The organism is Streptomyces sp. NPDC032745, assembly GCF_055579465.1.
In genome coordinates this window covers 59277-78920 of record NZ_JBVING010000015.1, presented here as the reverse complement: position 1 = coordinate 78920, position 19644 = coordinate 59277, and the positions used below count along the sequence as shown (strand labels likewise).

The window sequence follows — 19644 nt, the reverse complement described above, 5'->3', positions numbered from 1 at the left end:
CCGATCTTCTCCGGATCTCTCCCGGATCTCCACTCCGCCCTCGTTCGAAACGGCCAACTTTCGTCGCACAATGAGCCGTTCACATGAACTAGATTGCGGACATGCGTTCCCGTTCGCGGTACATCGTCGGTCGTGACTCGCAACTGCGGGAGATCAAGCAGGCACTGACCGACGCGGGCGAAGGGCGCGGCGGGGTCGTCTTCCTCGTCGGCGAGGCCGGAATCGGAAAGTCCCGCCTCGCCGCCGAAGCCGTGGGCATGGCCTTCGGCATGGGCGTGCGGGCCCTGCGGGGCCGGAGCAGCACCACCGGCCCCACCGTCCCTTTCCGGCCACTCACCGAAGCGCTGATGTCGCTGTTCCGCAGCGGCGAGCCGCTGGACGACCTGCCGCTGGGCCCCTACCGGCCCGCGCTCGGCAGGATCATCCCGGACTGGAGCAGCGACGCCCAGAACAACAGCTCCATGGTCGTCCTCGGCGAGGCCGTACTGCGGCTGCTCATCGCCACCGGCAAGGAGCACGGCCAGCTCCTGCTGCTGGAGGACCTGCACGACGCCGACCCCGAGACGCTCGCGGTCGTCGAGTACCTCGTGGACAACCTGGAGTACACCAACGTGGTGCTCCTGGCCACGATCCGTACGGAGCCCTGCGACGCGCTCGACATGGCCGACTCGGCCCGCAGGCGCGGCGTGGGGACCGTACTGGAACTCGCCCCGCTCACCCGCCCCGAGGTCCGCGCGGTCATCGCCGCCCAGCTGGACACCGAACCCGAGCTGGTGCCGCAGGCCGCCCTGGACCGGCTCTGGGACGACAGCGCCGGCAGCCCCTTCCTCGTGGAGGAACTGCTCCAGGGCATGATCGGAAGCGGCGCCCTCGTCCGCTTCGAGGACGGCTGGCGGGTGGTCGGCGATCTGCGCAGCGACGTGTCCACCGCCCTCGCCCGCGGGATCCTGCGCCGCATCGACCGGCTCGGCCCGCAGGGGCTGACCCTGCTGTCCGCGGCCGCCGTGATCGGCCGCCGCTTCCCGCTGACCGTGCTCCAGCGGATGACCGGCATCGACGACCGCGGGCTGCTCAGCCACCTGCACGCCGGCGTCGCGGCCCAGCTCGTCGTCCCCGACGAACCCGCCCCCGACTGGTACGCGTTCCGCCACTCCCTCACCGCCGAGGCCCTGCTCACCCAGCTCACACCGGGCAACCGGGCGACGATGTCCGGGCGCGCCGCGGACGCGGTGCAGGCGCTCTACCCGGACCTCGAGGGCGACTGGTGCCCCCTGGTCGCGGAGCTGCGCTCCCAGGCGGGCGACGAGGCCGAGGCCGGCCGCCTGTTCACCGACGCCGGCCTGCGCGCCCTCGCGGCCGGGGCGATCGGCTCCGCGGTCACCCTGCTCAGCCGCGCCGAACGGCTGCTCGCCGCCAGCCAGGACCCCGCCGGCCGCACCGACGCCCTGGAGGCCCTGCTCCCCGCGCTCGCCGAAGCCGGGGACTTCGCCCGGGCCTTCGGCTTCGCGGAGAACCTGCACACCCTCGGCGGCAGCGGCCTGAGCGCCTCCCGGCTCGCCGCGCTGCACACCCGGCTCGCCAAGGTGGCCCACACCGCGGGCCGCTGGGAGGACGGCAACAGACAGATATCCCAGGCCAGATCCCTCCTGGGTCCCCGGCCCGACGAGCGCTGCACCGCCTCGATCGATGTGACCGCCGCCTACCTCGCGCTCGACACCCCCGGCCCGGACCGCACCCAACTGGCCGAGAAACTCGCCCACTCCGCGCTCCAGGCGGCGCAGCGCCACGGCCTGGCGACCGTCGCCTGCCAGTCCCTGGAACTCCTCGCCACCCTCGCCCGCGAACGGGACTTCGACGAGGCCACCGCCCTGCTGGAATCGGCCCTGCAGACCGCCGAACAGCACCAGCTCCCGCTCCAGCGCATGTACGCGCTCACCCGGATCGGCGGGAACTACTGGCTCACCGAGGGCGCCACCGCCCCGCTGCTGGCGGCCCGCAGCGAGGCCCAGCGGCTCGGCTCGGCCACGATCGTCTACACCATCGACGGCATCATGATCCTCGACGCCGTCCTGCGGGCCGAGTTCACCGCCGCGCAGCAGTCCGCCGAGGAGTGCCTGGCCGTCGTGCAGCGCCTCCGGCTGGCCCCGGCCACCCGCTACGTCCTGATGGCCCGGGCGGCGATGGCCGCCCACCGGGGCGACCGGCCCGCGATGGAGAGCGCCCTCGCCGCGTTCGCCGACTGTGACGGGGCCGGCTCCCAGGAGGAACCGCTGACCCGCGGCCTCGCCCGGGCCTTCTGCGCGCTGACGGAGGAGGACCGGCCCGGCGCCGTCCGCGAACTGCGCGCCGTCGCCGACCTCGAGGACACCAACCCCAGTACGTACTACCTCAGCGGGCGGTACGGCATAGGCCTGCTCCTGGACGTGCTGTCGGGGGAGGCCGACCGCGCCGCGTACGAGGAGATCGCCGCCACCGCACCCGGCCGAATGCGCTGGAACCGGCAGTTCGTCCTCTTCGCCGGCGCCGTCCTGCTGGGCCGCGAACGCCGCCCCGAGGAGGCCGCGGCCGCCGCGGCCGAGGCCCTGCGCGCCGCAGCCCCGTACGCCACCGCGCTCCACCTGGGCCTGCGGCTGATCGCCGAAGCGGCGTACGAGGACGGCTGGGGCGAGCCGGTGGCCTGGCTGCGCCGCGTCGAGGAGCACTTCCACCAGGGCGGCGTGGCCGCGGTCGCGGGCGCCTGCCGCGCGGCCCTGCGCCGGATGGGCGCCCCGGTCCAGCAGCGCCGCACGGGTTCGAGCACGATCCCGGACGTCCTGCGCTCCCAGGGCGTCACGGTCCGCGAGTACGAGGTCTTCCGGCTCCTCGCGGAGCGCCTGGGCAACAAGGACATCGCCGACCGCCTCTACATCTCCCCGCGCACGGTCGAGAAGCACATCGCCGCCCTCGGCACCAAGACGGGCCGCACCAACCGCGCCGCCCTCTGCGAACTCTCCGCATCCCTGGCCTCCCCGGCGCCCTGACACGACGTCCCCCGCGACGTCCCCCGCGACGGCCCCGGGCCGGGACCACGCGGGGGCGGGCGCCCGGTCAGCGCATCTCGCGGACCGTCCGCGAGCTGAGGATCCCGATCGCCGTCACCGCCAGGACCGCCGCCGAGAGGGCGAACATCGGGCCGGTGCCCGACTGCGCCATGGCCCCGCAGACGATCAGGGAGAGCGGGGCCACCGCGTAGCCGATGACCATGTCCACCGAGATCACCCGGCTCAGCACCGAGCCGTCGATGGTGCGCTGGATCCAGCTGAGACCGAAGACCCCCTGGAAGCCCATCCCGAAGCCCATCGCCAGGACCGTCGCGAGCGCCCCGGCCGTACTGCCGATCAGGCCGAGCAGGCCCGTGCCGATCGCGAGCCATCCCGCGAGCGCGGCGATCAGCAGGCCGATCCGGGGGCGGCTGCTCACGGCGCCGCCGGCGAGGGTGCCCAGCATCGCCCCGCCGGCCAGCGCGCCGTTGAGCAGGCCGAGGGTGGTCGAGCCGCCGTGCAGGTCGATCTTGGCCAGGGTGGCGAAGCCGACGGTGAACGGGCCCGCCTGGCAGAAGGTCACCGCCGCGTCGACGGCCAGGATCGTACGGATCCGCGGATCCTCGAACGCGTACCGCAGCCCGGCGCGGATCCGGGCGCCCAGCGAGAGCCCGGCCGCCGGCGCCGCCGCGCCCCCGGCCGGGGCGTCCGGCTCGGGGCGGGGCAGCGGGCGGATCCTCGCGACGCACAGGCCGCAGAGGGCGAAGCACACCCCGTCGACGAGGAAGGCGACCGGGGCATTGGAGAAGGCCACCACCGTGCCGCCGACGGCCGGGCCCAGCACGGCCGACACCTTGGCGGCGACCGCGAGCAGGGCGTTGGCCGGGGCGAGCTGCTCCTTGTCCACCACCGACGGCAGGATCGACGCCCGGGCGGGCTGGAAGAACGCGTCGACGGCGCCGAAGGCCGCGGCGGCGCAGCACAGCATCCACACCGTCAGGGATCCGGCCAGGCCGGCCAGGCCCACGGCGGCCATCAGGCCGGCCCTGGCCCAGCTGGAGAGCGTCATCAGCGTCCGCGAGGACCACTTGTCGCTGAGGGAGCCGCCGACCAGGGTGAGCAGGGCCCGCGGCACCGCCTGGAAGGCGAGGACGTAGCCGAGGGCCAGAGTGGACTGCGTGAGGCCGAGCGTGATCCAGGAGAAGGCGATGTAGCTGAACCCGTCGCCGAGCAGGGACAGGGACTGCCCCAGCCACAACAGGCGGAACGACGGCAGCCGGGCGGGGGCGCTCAGCCGGGACCGCGCGTCCACCAGGGTGGAAGCCATGAAAGGAATCCCTTCGCCGGGGTCAGTAGCGGACGGGCAGGGCCGTCAGCGCGCGGTTGAGGAGGGAGAGCTGCCAGGTGTGCTGCTGCCGGTCGAGCAGCTCCAGGCCCGGGTACTCGCGTACGAGTACGTCGACCACCGCGCCGGCCACCAGCCGGGCGAACGCCGCCCCGATGCAGAAGTGCGCGCCGAAGCCGAACCCGAGGTGCGAGGCGCTGCCGCGCCGGACGCTGAACAGGTCCGGATCGGCGAAGCGCGCCGGGTCCCGGTTGGCCGCCGCCGTGACCAGGAACAGCCGGTCCTCGGCGCGGACGGACCGCCCGTCGAGGTCGAAGTCCCGGGCGGCGGTGCGGATCGACATCTTCGACGGGCCGTCGAAGCGCATGGCCTCCTCCACCGCCATCGACACCAGCTGCGGGTCTTCCCGTACGGCGGCGAGCTGCTCGGGGTGCTCCAGCAGGGCGAGTACGGCGTTGACGATGAGGTTGCTGGTGGTCTCGCCGCCGGCGAACGCCATCTGCGTCAGCATCCCGACGAACTCCTCCTCGCTGACCGACTTCCCGATCTGGCCGCCCGCCAGCACGGCGCTGATCAGATCGTCCTTGGGTTCGGCGCGGCGCTGTTTCACCAGGTCGGCGAGGTAGTCGTCCAGGTTGACCAGGGACTGGAGCGAGGTGCGGTACTCGCGCTCCTCCTGGGCCGCGCCCAGGACCAGATCGCCCACCCGGGCGTTCCAGTACCAGAAGGACGGGCCGTGCGCCTGGGGGACGCCCAGCCAGCGGGCGAAGACCAGCGCGGGCAGCGGCCGGGCGATGTCGGCGACCAGGTCGCCGGTCCGGCCGGGGACGGCGCGGCGGGTGAGCATGGCGCGGGTGGCGCGCTCGACGAAGGCCCGGTAGCGGCCGATCGAGCGGGCCGCGAACTGCTCCTGGAACACCTGGCGCAGCCGCCGGTGCTGCGGGGCGTCGTTGAACACCATCCAGCGGGACAGGATCGCGAAGGCCCGCTCGGCGTCCTCGCGGGCGCCCTCGGGCACGGCGTCCATCAGCGGGCGCACCCGCTCGGCGGAGACCGCGGGGTCGCGCAGGCAGTGCATCAGCTGGGCGTGCCCGGTGACGAGCCAGGCCCGGTGCATGGCGGACCAGTGCACGGGGTCATGGTCGCGCAGGGAGTTGAGGTACCCGTACGGGTCCGCGTTGACGGCGGGGTCGAGGAGGTACCGCTCGGTGAAGCCGGACGTCCGGGCCGCCGGGGCCGGTCGCGCCGGCGGGGTGGCCGGCGGTGCGGTCCTCCCGGTGATCGGGCACGCCAGGGCGCTCGTGCCCATGGTCGTGTTCGCGGCCGTGTTCGTGTTCGTGGTCAGGACGGTCATCGGCGTGCCTCCGACTGGATCCGGCCGAGCACACCAGCGGTCTTGTGCATCAGCCGTTCGGACATCATGGACATGTGGTCGCCTTCGGTGACGTGGACGGTCAGCCCGCCGAGCGCGATCTCGCGCCAGCGCTCGACGTAGGTCCGGAAGTCCACGTCCAGACCGGGCATCGGTTCGCCGTCGGGCAGTTCGGCGGCCGCGCTGCCCACCAGGAGGTGGACGTGGCCGGGGTAGGGGCGCAGTGCGTAGCCGGCCAGGGCGGTGAGCAGCGAGTGCCACACCTCGATGGGGGCGTGCTCCACCAGGGACGCCTCGCCGGGGCTCATGCCGGCGCCCAGCAGCAGGGCGGTGAGCCCGGCCACGGCCGCCTCCCGCTCCGCGGACGGAGCCAGCGCGCGGACGCGGTCGCGCATCCGCAGCCCCTGCTCCATGTCCCGGCCGACCGCGGCGAGGCGCTCGCGGGCCGCCGGGTGGGGCAGGTACGGCTCGATCAGCGTCAGCGGTGCGACGGTGTGACCGGCCTCGTGCAGCTGGGTGGCCATCTCGAGGGCGATGTTGGCGCCCATGGACCAGCCGAGCAGGTCGTGCGGTCCGTGCCCGCCGTGGGCGGCCATTTCGGCGGCGTAGTTGGCCGCGATGCCGGCGATCGTGGTCGGATCCACGCCGCCGAGCAGACCCCTGGCCTGGAAGGCCCGGACCGGCTGCCCGGGCGGGAGGGCCCGGGCGAGCGGTACGTACCAGGCGCCGCTGCCGCCACTGGGGTGCACGCACCACAGGGGGGCGCCGTCGCCCTCGCGCAGCCGGACCTCCGAGGTGACGGCCCGGGCCTTCGCCCCGGCCGGCATCTCCCCGGCCGCCTGCGCCGCCGCCTCCGTGGCGCGGGCGGCGAGCCGGGCGATCGTCGGCAGTTCGAGCAGGTCCCGTACGGAGACGCTCAAGCCCCGGGCGGCGGCCTGCGCGGCGACCCGCACTGTGGAGAGCGAACTCCCGCCGAGGGCGAAGAAGTCGTCGTGGACACCGACCTGGGAGATGCCCAGCACCGTGCGCCACACCTCGGCGAGCACCACCTCGGCCGGCGTGCCCGGCGCGACGTAGTCGGTGGCGCTGTGCAGGCGGTCGGCCGAGGGCAGCGGAAGGGCCTTCTTGTCGATCTTGCCGCTGCTGTTGACCGGCATCGCGTCCAGGAACACGAACCGTGCGGGGACCATGTACGCGGGCACCCTGGCCCGCAGCGCCTGCCGGAAGGGCTCGACGACGGGCTCCACGCCCGCTTCGGGGACCACGTACGCCACCAGGGCCGGCTCGGGCAGGTCGCGCCGCAGCAGGACCACCGCCTGCTGCACCTCGGGCAGTTCCCGCAGCCCGTGCTCGATCTCGCCCAGCTCGATGCGGAATCCGCGCAGCTTCACCTGGCTGTCGCGGCGGCCGAGGACCTCCACGGCGCCGTCGGGCAGCTGGACGCCGATGTCGCCGGTACGGCACAGCCGGCCGCCGGGGGCGCCGTACGGGTCGGGGACGAACGCGGCGGCCGTCAGGTCGGGGCGGTTCACATAGCCCCGGCCGACGGCGCGCCCGCCGAGGTAGACCTCGCCCTGCACCCCGACGGGAACGGGCTGGAGATCCTCGTCGAGCACGTAGACCTGGGTGTTGCGCATCGGCCAGCCGATCGGCGGCCGCTTGCAGTCCGGCTTGAGGAGGGTGGAGACCGACCACACCGCCGTCTCGGTGAGCCCGTAGACGTTGTAGAACCGCCGTCCACGCGCCCACTTCTGGGCCAGTTCGGCGGGGCACGCCTCGCCGGCCACCTGGAGGATCCGCAGCGCGGGGAAGCGGTCCTCGCCGAGGGCCGCCAAGGCGCTGGGGGCGAGCATGGCGACGGTGATCCCTTGCTCGAGCAGGGTGTTCGCCAGGTCGGCACCCGCGCGCAGCGCTTCCCGGGGCGGTGTGCACAGCTGGGCGCCGTTCGCCAGGGCCCACGTCAGATCCATGATCGAGACGTCGAAGCTGAGCGAGGCGAACTGGAGCACCCGGTCGGCCGGGGTCACCGGGAACAGGTCGCGCTGCCCCTCCAGCATGTTGGTCAGGCTGCGGTGCTGGACGGTGACGCCCTTGGGCGTGCCCGTGGAGCCGGAGGTGTAGAGGACGTAGGCCGCGTTGTCCGCGGTGACGGCGAGCGCCGGGGCCGGGGCCTCGAGGGGAGCCGCCCAGGTCGCCGGGTCGTCCACGACCAGGGTCGGCCCGTCGAACGGCACCTTCCCGAGCAGCGAGGACTGGGTGATCAGCACCGGCATCCCGCTGTCCTCGACGATGAACTTCAGCCGGTCGGACGGGTGCTGCGACTCCAGCGGCAGGAACGCGCCGCCCGAGCGGAGCACACCGAGCACGGCCCGGACCATCTCCGGACCCCGGTCGAGGCAGATGCCGACCGGCACCTCGGGGCCGACCCCGAGCGCCCGCAGCCGTGCCGCCAACAGCCGTACGGATGCGTCGAGTTCGGCGTACGTCACCTCCTGGCCGCCCTGCCGGACGGCCACGGCGCCGGGCGTGCGCACCGCGTGCTCGGCCACGCACTCGTGGAACATCAGCGAGGTGTTCGGCAGCTCGGGGCCGCGGCCCCACTCCTCCAGCGCCCGCATCCGCGCCTCGCCGGCCAGCACCGGCGCCGCGACGGGCGCCTGCGGCTGCGCGGTCATCGCCTTCAGCACCCCGCACATCAGGTCGGCGAGCTGCTCGGCGGTGGCCGGGGCCAGGTAGTCCGGGTCGACGTCGAGGGTGAAGGACTCCACGCTCGCGTTGAGCATCAGCGGGAACGCGGTGCGGGCGATCTCCAGCGAGTCGTCCCAGCTGTCGCCGGACAGCCGGTGGAAGTTGACGTAGTTGAAGAGGGTGTCCGCCAGGCTCGGCTCCCCGGGCCGCAGCTGCGCGAGGCGGGCCAGCGGCACCCTGCGGTACGGGAGCATCTCCTGCTCGGCGGCGAACGCCGCCTTCAGGTACTCCAGCCAGCTGCCCCGGGGCCGCCGGACGCCGAACGGCACGGTGTTGAGGAACAGCCCGCGCATCCGGTCGGCGCCGGGCACCTCGGGCCGGCCGTTGGTGACCAGGCCGACCGAGTGCCCCTCGGCGGAGCCGTCGCGCTCGGCGAACAGGCTCATGGTGTGGTGGAACGCGGCGAGCAGGACGGTTCGGCGGGGCACCCCGGCCAGCCGGGCCAGCCGGCCGATCGGCTCGGCGAGGGCGGCGTACGAGCGGCGCACCTCGTGGACGAACTGCCCGCCGTCGGCGGCCTCCGTACCGCGCCGGGTGAACCGGATCGGGCTCAGGTCGCCGAGCGCCGAGCGCCAGTAAGCCAGGCCCTCCTCGTCGACCAGTGCGGCACGCTCCAGCGCGACGTACTCGGCGTACGGGGGCGCCGCCGGCAGCTGCGGTGTCCGGCCCTGCGCCACGGCCTGCCGGTGCAGGTCGAGCAGGTCCGCGATGAGCGAGGTCAGGCTCCAGCCGTCGAGCACCACGTGGCAGTCGGTGAGCGTGAGCCGCAGCTCCTGGTCGGTGAGCCGGTGCAGGTGGATGCGGACCAGGGGCGGGGCGGCCAGGTCGAAGCGCCGGGCGAACTCCGCGTCGACGTAGCGCCGTACGGAGGCCCACTGCTCGTCGTGGGGCAGGCCGCGCAGGTCGCTGTAGCCGACCGGGAGCCCGGCGGCGGCGTGCACCAGCTGGAGCGGCTCTGAGAAGGAGACCAGGTCGATGGAGGACCGCAGGATGCTGTGGCCGCGTACGACGGTGTCCACGGCGGTCTGGAAGGCGGCGAGGTCGAAGCCCTCCGGCACAGTGATCTTGAGGTCGGTGACGTTGTGGTAAGCGCCCCGGCTCGGGTCGGCCAGCATCTCGTGCAGCATCCCGGCCTGGAGCATGGTCAGCGGGTACGCGTCGTCGAGCCCCTCCGGCAGCCGGGCCGCGTCGGCCGGGTCGAGCTGGGAGAACGGCTCCACGGCCGCGGGGCCGGCACCGTCGGCGGCCTCGGTCGCCAGCGCCGCGAGATCGCCCAGGGTGCGGGCCCGGAACAGGTCCGGGACGCTCAGCCCCAGCCCGGCGGACCGGGCCTGCCCGATCACCCGCAGGGCCAGCATCGAGTCGCCGCCCAGGTCGAAGAAGTTCGCCGTACGGCTGATCCGCTCGGCGCCCAGGACGTCCGACCAGATGCGGGCCAGCGCCTCCTCGGTCGCACCGGCCGGCGGGACGTGCCCGGCGGGCGCGGCGGCCCCGTCGGCGGCCACCGCCACCAGCGAGGTGCGGTCCACCTTGCCGTTGGCGGTGATCGGCAGCTTCGGATGCCGGACGAACAGCGCGGGCACCATGTACTCGGGCAGGGTCAGCCGCAGCCGGTCGCGCAGGTCCGGCGCATCCAGCGGCCGGCCCTCGGTCAGCACCACGTGGGCGACCAGGCGGGCCCCGCCGTGGGCATCGGGCCGGGCCACCACCGCGGCGTCCCGTACGCCGGGCAGCGCACGCAGCGCCGTCTCGATCTCGCCGGGCTCGATGCGGAATCCGCGGATCTTCACCTGGTGGTCGGCCCGGCCGGCGTACGCCAACTGCCCGTCGGGCAGCACCCGTACCAGGTCGCCGGTGCGGTACATACGGGTCCCGGCCGGACCGAACGGGTCGAGGGGGAAGCGCTCGGCGGACAGCTCCGGCCGGTTGCGGTAGCCGCGGGCGACGCCCCCGCCGGCCACGTACAGCTCTCCCACCGTGCCGTGCGGCACCAGCCGGCCCGCCCGGTCCAGGACGTACCCGTGCTGGCCGGCCAGGGGGCGGCCGACCGGCGAGGACACGGGGGAGACCGTGTCCTCCTCGGTGATCGGCCGGTACGTCACGTGCACGGTGGTCTCGGTGATCCCGTACATGTTCACCAGCGCGGGCCGCTCGCCCTCGGGCACGGCGAACCAGTCGCGGTAGTCGCGGGCGTCGAAGGCGTCACCGCCGAAGACCACCGTGCGCAGCGCGAGGGCGCCGAACTCCTCGCCCTGCTGGGCCAGATGGGCCCGCAGCCCCTTGAAGGCGGCCGGGGTCTGGTTGAGCACGGTCACGCGCTCGTCGCGCAGGACGGCGTGCACCGCGGCGGGGTCGCGGACCTCGTCCTCGGTCAGGACCACCACGCGGCCCCCGGAGGTCAGCGGGGCCCACAGCTCCCAGACGGAGAAGTCGAACGCGGGGGAGTGCAGGAGCGTCCACACGTCGTCGGCGCCGAAGTCGAAGTGACGGTCGGCGGCGCCGAGCAGCCAGGCGAGGTTGCCGTGGGTGATCTCGACGCCCTTGGGCCGGCCCGTCGACCCCGAGGTGTAGATGACGTACGCGAGGGTCTCCGGTCCGGGGAGCACGGCGGAGAGCGGGTCCCCGATGCCGCCGGCCGTGTCGTCGGCCGTGTCGTCGGCGGGGACCTCGAGCGGGATCACGCCCACCGGCAGCCCCTCCACCGCGGCCCGGCCGACGGCGTCGGCCACCACCCACTCCACTCCGGCATCGCCGACCGTGAACTCCCGCCGGGCCCGCGGGTGGGCGGGGTCCAGCGGCAGGTACGCCGCACCTGCCCGCCATACGCCGAGCAGCGCGACGGCCAGGTCGACCGAGCGGCCCAGGCAGACGCCGACCAGGGACTCCGGGCCGATGCCCGCGGCCCGCAGCCGCCGGGCCAGGGCGAGGGAGGCCGCGTCGAGTTCGGCGTACGTCAGGGTGCGGCCGCCGCCGGAGACGGCCACGGCGGTGGGGGCCAGCCGGATCTGCTCGGTCAGGCGCTCCGGCGCGAGCCGGGGCGCCGGCCCGGGTACGTCGCCTGCCGGCGGGCGGTTCGCCGGGCCGTCGGGGCCGAGCAGCGCGGCCCGCTCGTCGGCGGTGAGCAGGTCGGCCATGCCGAGCGGCACGTCCGGGGCCTCGGTGAACGCCCGCAGCACCGCGACGGTGTGCTCGGCCAGCCGGGCCACCGATGCCGCGTCGAACAGGTCGGGCCGGTACACGAACCGGAGCCGGATGCGGTCCGCGTCCTCGCTGACGTCCAGCGTCAGGTCGAACTTCGCGGTGGTCAGGTCGATGGGGAAGGCCGTGCCCGTCGCGTCGCCGAGGGTGTACGCACCCTGCCGTGCGGCGGCGGAGTGCGAGAACAGCACCTGGAACAGCGGGTTGCGCGAGAGGTCCCGCTCGGGGCTCAGCTCGTCGACGACCCGCTCGAAGGGCAGGCTCTGGTGCGAGAGGGCGCCCAGGACGCTCTCCCGGGTACGGGCGAGGAGCTGCGCCGAGGTCGGGTCGCCCGAGAGGTCGGTGCGGATCACCAGCGTGTTCACGAAGAACCCGACCAGCTGCTCGGTCTCCGGGCGCTCCCGGTTGGCGACGACGGTGCCGATCGCGATGTCCTCCTGGCCGCTGTGGAAGGCCAGCGCCGCCTGGAACGCCGACATCAGGGTCATGTACGAGGTGGTGTCGGCCCGGCGGCCGAGCTCCGCCAGGGCGGCCGTCAGCGGCTCGGGGAGCTCCACCGTGTGCACGGCGCCGACGGAGGTGCGCACGGCCGGCCGCGGGTGGTCGGTGGGCAGTTCGAGGGGGGTGAGGCCGGAGAGGGCCTTGCGCCAGTAGCCCAGCTCGGCGCTCTCGTCGGTGCCGCGCTGCCAGTGCGCGTAGTCGGTGTACTCGACCGGTGGCGCGGCCGGGGCTGGGGGCCGGCCCTGGGTTCTGGCGCGGTGGCAGGCGCTCAGGTCGCCGGTCAGGATGTCCAGCGACCAGCCGTCCGAGACGATGTGGTGCATGGCCAGGACGAGGACGTGGTCCTCGGCGGCGATCCGCAGCAGGGTGGCCCGGAACGGGGGCGCGGCGGCCAGGTCGAAGGGGCGCAGCGCCACCTCCCGTACGGCCTCGGCGATCGACTCGGGACCGCCGTCGCGGACCGCCGGGGGCAGGTCGACCACGTCCAGGCCGGGTACGTCGGCGGCGGCGAGCACGTGCTGGGCCGGTACGCCGTCCTCGTGGGTGAACACCACCCGCAGCTGCTCGTGGCGGGCGACGAGGTCCCCGATCGCGGCGCTCAGCGCGGCGACGTCCAGGGGCCCGGTGAACCGCCAGGCCGCGGGCATCAGGTACTCGACGCCGCCGGGGTCGAGCTGGTCGAGGAAGTACAGGCGCTGCTGGGCGGCCGACAGCGGGGCCTGCGCGGGGCGCGGGTCGAGCCGGGGGATGCCCGCGGGCGCAGCGGCGGCCTTGCCGCGCAGGCGCATCTCGAGGAGCCGGCGGGCCGCCGGGGAGAGACCGCCCGGGGTGCTCGACGAGGTGGTGCCGGAAGCGGTGGTGGAGGGTTCGACCTGTGCAGTGGTCATCGCAAGTGCCGTCCAATCAAGGCTGGGATCGAGGCTGTGATCGCTGCGGCGATCAGAAGTCGGAGGTCAGGGACAGGTCGATCTCGTCGTCGCTCATCGAGGAGATCTGGTCGATGAGCTGTCGTTCCACTTCGACGGCGAGCAGTTCGACCGTCGGGTGGTCGAACAGGTCGCGTACCTGGATCGGGCAGTCGAACGCGGTGCGCAGGCGGGACGCGGCCGCCACGGCGCGCAGCGAGTGGCCGCCGAGGGCGAAGAAGTCCTCCCGGATCCCGACTTCGGGCAGGCCCAGCACCTCGGCCCAGATCTGGGCCGTCACGACCTCGGTGGGGGTGCGCGGCGCCACGGACGCGGCGGGCGCGGCCAGGACCGGGTCGGGCAGGGCGGCGGTGTCGGTCTTGCCCTGCACGGTCCGGGGCAGGGCGTCGAGCAGGACGAACGCGGCGGGCACCATGTAGCCGGGCAGCAGGGTCCGGCACCAGGCGGCCAGCACCTCGGCGTCGAGCCCCTGGCCGGCTGCGTAGCCGACGAGGGCGCGCTCCCCGCGGAGTTCCCGGACCAGGACGGCCGCGCCGTGCACGCCCGGGTGCTGTTCCAGGACGGCCTCGACCTCGGCCGGTTCGATGCGGAAGCCGCGGATCTTTACCTGGTCGTCGGTGCGGCCGAGGAACTCCAGCTCCCCGGAGGGCAGTCGGCGGACCAGGTCGCCGGTGCGGTAGAGCCGCCCGCCGTTGCCGCCGTACGGGTCGGGTACGAACCTCTCGGCGGTGAGGGCGGGCTGCCCGAGGTAGCCACGGGCCAGCTCCGGGCCGCCGATCAGCAGTTCGCCGGGCACCCCGACGGGTACGAGCTGCCCGAGGGTGTCCACGACGTACGCATGGCGGGAGCCCAGCGGCCTGCCGATCGCCACCCGGCCCTCGACCGGCGCCGTGACGACATGGGCGGTGGCGGAGATGACCGACTCGGTGGGGCCGTACGTGTTGACGACCGGCACGTCGGGGAGGTGTGCGAACCAGCGGGCCAGCGGCGGCGAGGGCAGTGCCTCGCCGCCGGTGACCAGCAGCCGCAGGCTCTTGAGGTCCCCGGCGACCGTGTCGAGGCGGGAGACGATCTCCTCCCAGTAGGCGGGGGTGGCCTCCATGACGGTGACGCCCTGGGTGCGGACGGCCTCGGCGAGCTCCTCCACCGCCCAGACCTCGTCCGGCCGGACCACCACCGAGGCTCCCGCGCCGAGGGCGGGCAGCACCTGCTCCAGGGAGGCGTCGAAGGAGAAGGAGGCGAAGGCGAGGACGCGGTCCTGCGCCGTGATGCCGAAGAGCTCGCGGGCCGCGGCGGCGTGCGCGCCGAGCGCATTGTGTTCGACGCCGACGGCCTTGGGGCGGCCGGTGGAGCCCGAGGTGAAGATGACGTAGGCGAGGTCGTCGGGAGCGGGGGTGTGGTGCGGCGCGCCCGGGTCGGGCACGACGGTGTCGACGGGGACGGTCCGCGGCCCGAGGGCGGCGGCCAGCGCGCGGGTCGAGGCATCGCTGAACACGCTGTGCACGCCCGCCTCGGCGCACATGAACCGCAGCCGGTCCTCGGGCAGCCGGGGGTCGAGCGGTACGTACACCCCGCCGGCCCGCCAGATCGCGGCCATGGCGGCGACGGAGCGGATACCGCGGCGCAGGCACACGCCGACCGGCGTGCCCGGCCGTACTCCGGCGGCCGTGAGGGCGCGGGCCAGCCCGCCGGTCAGGCCGTCCAGCTCGCCGTAGGTCAGGCTGTCGTCCCCGCAGAGCAGCGCCACGGCCTCCGGCGCGCCCGAGACGGTGAACCTCGTCGCCGGTGCGGCCACTGCGGAGCCCGCGGCCCCGGCCAGTTCCGCGTACTCCGCGGCGGACAGCAGCTCCAGCCGCCCGACGGTCTGCTCCGGATCGGCCACCGCCGACTCCAGCACCCGGCCCACGTGCCCGGCGAACCGGGTCACCGTGGCGGCGTCGAAGAGATCGCTCGCGTACTCCACGTTCAGCGCGAACCGGTCCGGATAGAGCAGGAAGGTGGCGGTCAGGTCGAACTTGGCGGAACCCCACGGCAGGACGAAGTGCTCCACGTCGAGGCCCTCGACCCGCGGCCCGCCGGTGGCGCTCTCCTGTACGTCGAACATCACCTGGAACAAAGGGTTGCGGGACGGGTCCCGCTCCGGCCGCAGCTGCTCCACCAGCCGCTCGAACGGCACCTCCTGGTGGTCGAAGGCCCCGAGCACCGACTCCCGGACCCGGCCCAGGAACTCCGTGAACGACGGCTCGCCGGACAGGTCCCCCCGCAGCACCACCGTGTTCACCAGCAGCCCCACCAGCCGCTCCAGCTCCACCTGGCCGCGGCCCGCGACCGGGGTGCCCACCGCCACGTCCTGCTGCCCGGACCAGCGGCCCAGCACGATCTGCACCACGGCCAGCAGCACCGTGAACCGGGTCACCCCGTGCCGCCGGGCCAGCTCGCCGAGCGCGCTCTCCAGCTCCTTCGGCAGGTCGATCTCGACCGCGCCGCCCCGGCCCGACCAGCCCGCCGGACGGGGCCGGTCCGTCGGCAGCTCCAGTACGGGTACGCCGGCCAGGGCCTGCTCCCAGTACGCCAGCTGCCGCTCCAGCACCCCGCCGGCCATCCGGTCGCGCTGCCAGACCGCGAAGTCCCCGTACTGGATCGGGACGGGCGGCAGGTCGGCCGGGCGCCCGGCCACCCGGGCGGCGTACGCCTGCGCCAGCTCGCCGATGATCACGTCCTTGGACCAGCCGTCGGTCGCCACGTGGTGGAAGGCGATGACGGCGACGTGGTCCCCGGGGTCCAGCTCCCACACCCCGGCCCGCAGCAGCGGCGGCCCCGCCAGGTCGAAGCGGCGCGTGGCGTACGGGACGGCCACCTCCCGGAGCCGGGCCAGCCGCACGGCCTCGTCGTCGCCGGGCGGGGCCGACTGCCACACCAGCGGTACGCGGACCCCGTCGGCCACCCGCTGCGCCGGGCGGCCGTCCACCTCGACCAGGGCGGTCCGCAGCGCCTCGTGCCGGGCCACCACCTCATCGAGGGCGCCCTGCCAGGCGTCCCGGTCGAGCCCGCCGCGCATCCGCCACGAGAACCAGAGCACGTACTCGTCGCCGACGTCGGACATGCGGTCCAGGAACCACATCCGCTCCTGCGCGAAGGACAGCGGCAGCAGCCCCGAGCGGTCCACGGGTACGACGGTCGCGGCGCCCGCCTGCCGGGCGGCGGCCACCAGCGGGCCGAACTCGCGGATGCGGGGGTTCTCGAACAGCGTGCGCAGCTCCACCTCGCGGCCGAGCCGCTCCGCGATCCGGGACACGGCCATGGTGGCGAGGAGGGAGTGGCCGCCCAGGTCGAAGAACCCGTCGTCGATGCCGACCCGGTCGACGCCCAGCACCTCGGCCCAGATCCCGGCGACCACCCGCTCGGTGGCGTCGCGCGGCGCGATGAACTCGGCGCCGCCCGCGGCCGCCCGGTCCCGCTGCGCCCGCTCCCCGTCCGGCCGGGCGGCGGGCAGGGCGGCCCGGTCGAGCTTACCCGAGGCGTTCACGGGCAGTGCGTCGAGCTCGACGAAGTCCGCGGGCACGGCGTAGTGCGGCAGCCGGCCGGCGCAGAAGGACCGCAGCGCGGCGGGCTCGAGCGGACCGCCGGGGCCGGCCACCACGTAGCCGGTCAGGCTCTTGCCGCCCTGGGCGTCCGCGCCGACGGCCACCGCGGCGGCCACGACGCCGGGGCACTGTGCCAAGGCCGCCTCCACCTCGCCGAGTTCGATGCGGAAGCCGCGGATCTTGACCTGGTCGTCGGTGCGGCCGAGGAACTCCAGCTCCCCGGAGGACAGCCGGCGGACCAGGTCGCCGGTGCGGTAGAGCCGCCCGCCGTCCCCGCCGTACGGATCGGGGACGAACTTCTGGGCGGTGAGGGCGGGTTGGCCGAGGTAGCCGCGGGCCAGCTCAGGGCCGCCGATCAGCAGCTCGCCGGGCTCGCCGACCGGCACGAGCTCGTCGTGCGCGTCGACCACGTACGTCCGGCGGGAGCCCAGCGGCCGCCCGATCGGTACCCGGTCCGCGTCCCCGGCCGAGCCGGCCTCGTGCGCGGTGGCGGTGACGGTGGTCTCGGTCGGGCCGTACGCGTTGAGCACCCGTACGTGCGGGGCCCGCGCCAGCCAGGCGGCCAGCGCCGCGGCCGGTACGGACTCCCCGCCGAGGATCAGCAGGCGCAGCGGGGCCAGCAAGGCCGCGGTGCGGTCGGTGAGCGAGAAGGCCAGCTCGGCCCAGTACGTGGGCGGCAGGTTCAGGACGGTGATCCCGTGCCGCTCGACCAGCGAGGGGAGCTGTGCGGGCAGCCACTGCTCGTCCGGCCGGATCACCAGGGTGGCCCCGCAGCCGAGGGCGGTCAGCAGCTGGTCCAGCGAGGCGTCGAACGAGAAGGACGAGAAGGCGAGCACGCGGTCCCGGGCGGTGATCCCGAACTCCTCGCGGACGGCGGCCACATGGGCGGCGATCGCACCGTGCTCGATGCCGACGGCCTTCGGGCGGCCGGTGGAGCCCGAGGTGAAGATGACGTACGCGAGGTCTTGCGGGTCGGGGGTGTGGTGCGGGGCGTCCGCATCGGGCCCGGCGTCCTCCACCCGGAGCACCTGCGGGCCGAGCGCGCCGGCCAGTTCGCCGGTCGCGGCATCGGTGAGCACGCAGTGCAGACCGGCCTCGGCGGCCATGAACCGCAGCCGTTCCTCGGGCAGCGCCGGATCCAGCGGCACGTAGACCCCGCCGGCCCGCCAGATCGCCGTCATGGCGGCCACGGACCGGATCCCGCGCTGCAGGCACACACCCACCGGGGTCCCCGGGCCGACGCCCGCCGCCCGCAGGGCCGTGGCCAGGCCGCCGCCGAGCGCGTCCAGTTCGCCGTAGCGCAGGGTCTCCTCCCCGCAGACCAGGGCCACCACGCCGGGCGGGCCCGCGACGGTGAACGGCTCCGCGACCGCCGGCGCGGTGCGCCCCGAGCCCGCCATGCCGACCAGGCGGCGGCGCTCCTTGCCGGGCAACGGATCGAGCCGTCCGGCGAGTTCGGCCACCGGGGTCCCCGGCGAGGCCGTCACCGCGCGCAGGAGCTCGACGTAGCCCTCGGTGAAGCGGACCATCGTGCTCTCGTCGAACAGGGCCGTGGAGTACTGGAGCCGGGCGGCGACGTCACCGTTGGCGCGCAGGCTCAGGTCGAGGAACACGTCCAGCGGCGTGCCCGTCAGCGGGGTCCGTACCAGCGCCACGTCCAGCTCGTCCAGACGGGCCGCCGAGGGCACGGTGTTGAGCAGCGTGAAGGAGGCCTGCGCGAGGGGGTGGCGGGACAGGTCGCGCTCGGTGACCACCTCGCCGACGACCCGGTCGAACGGGGCTTCGGCGTGGGAGAAGTCCCGCAGGGCCCCCGACCGGACCCGGCTCAGCAGGGCGGCGAAGGTCGGATCGCCGGACAGGTCGGTGCGCAGCACGATCGTGTTCACGAACGGGCCGATCAGGCCGGCCACTTCGGCGCGCCCGCGGTCGGCCAGAGTGGTGCAGACGGCGATGTCGGAGCGGCCGGAGTAGCGCCCCAGCAGGGCCTGGTACACGGCGAGCAGCAGCATGTAGCGGGTCGCGCGCTGCTCGCGGGCCACCCGGTCGACCTCGGCGACCAGCTCGGCCGGCAGCTCGAAGCGGACCACGTCCCCGGAGCCGTCCCAGAACGCCGGCCGCGGCCGGTCCGCGGGCAGCGCGAGCGGGACGACCCCGGCCAGCCGCTCCCGCCAGTACCCGAGCAGCCGCTCCATGCGCGGTCCGCCCAGCCGCCCGGCCTCGGTGCGGGCCACGTCGGTGTACTGCAGGGCGGGCGCCTCCACCGCCTCGCCCCGGTAGCCGGCGTCCAGTTCGCGCAGCAGCACGTCCCAGGACCAGCCGTCCACGGCGATGTGGTGGACCACCAGCAGGAGTACGTGGTCCTCGGGCCCCAGGCGGGTCAGCATGGCCCGCAGCGGGTGCTCCTTCGCCAGGTCGAGCGGGCGCGCCAGCTCCCGGTCGAACAGCTCGGCGGTGCTGCCCGCCTCCACCCGCGCCAGCCGGGTGAGGCCCGCCGGGTCCACCACGGGTACGGGCTCGCCGTCGACGGCGGTGAAGCGGGTGCGCAGCACCTCGTGCCGGTCCACGATGCCGGCCAGCGACCGCTCCAGGGCCGGGACGTCGAGGGCGCCGCGGATGCGCAGGGCCAACGGGAGCAGGGACTCGGCGGAGCCTCCGGTGAGCTGGTCGAGGAACCACAGCCTCCGCTGCGCGAACGACACTCCGTCACCGTCACGGACGACGTCGCCGGCTTCGCTGCCGTGCCTCGCCGCTCCGCCGTGCGCTGCGACAACCTTCACTGTGGGCCTCCAAGCGGTGTTTTCCTCAACACTGCTGGCTGCGGAGATCCGTCAGTAGGGAAGAAGACGCAGCCGCGCGCGCAGCCGCCCGGGGGTAAAAAGCGCAACGGCGGCACCGCACGGTGTTGCTCTGCCGTGCGCGCCGCCGTCGTACGCGTCGCTCCGCAGGTGCG

At 74.5% G+C, this 19644-nt stretch carries 5 protein-coding genes; 1 reads left to right on the top strand and 4 read right to left on the bottom strand.

Annotation, left to right across the window (positions count from 1 at the left end):
• Window positions 1–101 precede the first annotated feature (101 nt).
• A complete protein-coding gene (locus tag ACZ5WG_RS31275) occupies window positions 102–3020 on the top strand; it encodes a helix-turn-helix transcriptional regulator (RefSeq protein WP_468727617.1) in 2919 nt (972 codons plus the stop codon).
• A 67-nt stretch (window positions 3021–3087) separates the two neighbouring features.
• On the opposite strand, the gene ACZ5WG_RS31270 is transcribed toward ACZ5WG_RS31275, so the two are convergent.
• The 4 genes from ACZ5WG_RS31270 to ACZ5WG_RS31255 are packed head-to-tail and all read right to left on the bottom strand — an operon-like array spanning window position 3088 to window position 19471.
• Entirely contained in the window at window positions 3088–4347 is a 1260-nt protein-coding gene (locus tag ACZ5WG_RS31270) for an MFS transporter (RefSeq protein WP_468727616.1), read from the bottom strand.
• 22 nt (window positions 4348–4369) lie between these two features.
• On the bottom strand, window positions 4370–5719 hold the full coding sequence (locus tag ACZ5WG_RS31265; protein WP_468727614.1) for a cytochrome P450: 1350 nt from the start codon (window positions 5717–5719) through the stop codon (window positions 4370–4372).
• A complete protein-coding gene (locus ACZ5WG_RS31260) occupies window positions 5716–13071 on the bottom strand; it encodes an amino acid adenylation domain-containing protein (RefSeq protein ID WP_468727612.1) in 7356 nt (2451 codons plus the stop codon). Before ACZ5WG_RS31260 ends, ACZ5WG_RS31265 begins: the two co-directional genes overlap by 4 nt.
• Window positions 13072–13123: 52 nt before the next feature.
• Complete coding sequence (locus ACZ5WG_RS31255) at window positions 13124–19471, bottom strand: amino acid adenylation domain-containing protein (RefSeq protein WP_468727611.1); 6348 nt, start codon at window positions 19469–19471, stop codon at window positions 13124–13126.
• Window positions 19472–19644 lie beyond the last annotated feature (173 nt).

Excerpts from the sequence above, each read along its gene's own strand:
- ACZ5WG_RS31260 (WP_468727612.1), bottom strand. The coding sequence starts at position 13,071 with ATGACCACTGCACAGGTCGAACCCTCCACCACCGCTTCCGGCACCACC.
- ACZ5WG_RS31270 (WP_468727616.1), bottom strand. The coding sequence starts at position 4,347 with ATGGCTTCCACCCTGGTGGACGCGCGGTCCCGGCTGAGCGCCCCCGCC.
- ACZ5WG_RS31275 (WP_468727617.1), top strand. The coding sequence starts at position 102 with ATGCGTTCCCGTTCGCGGTACATCGTCGGTCGTGACTCGCAACTGCGG.
- ACZ5WG_RS31265 (WP_468727614.1), bottom strand. The coding sequence starts at position 5,719 with ATGACCGTCCTGACCACGAACACGAACACGGCCGCGAACACGACCATG.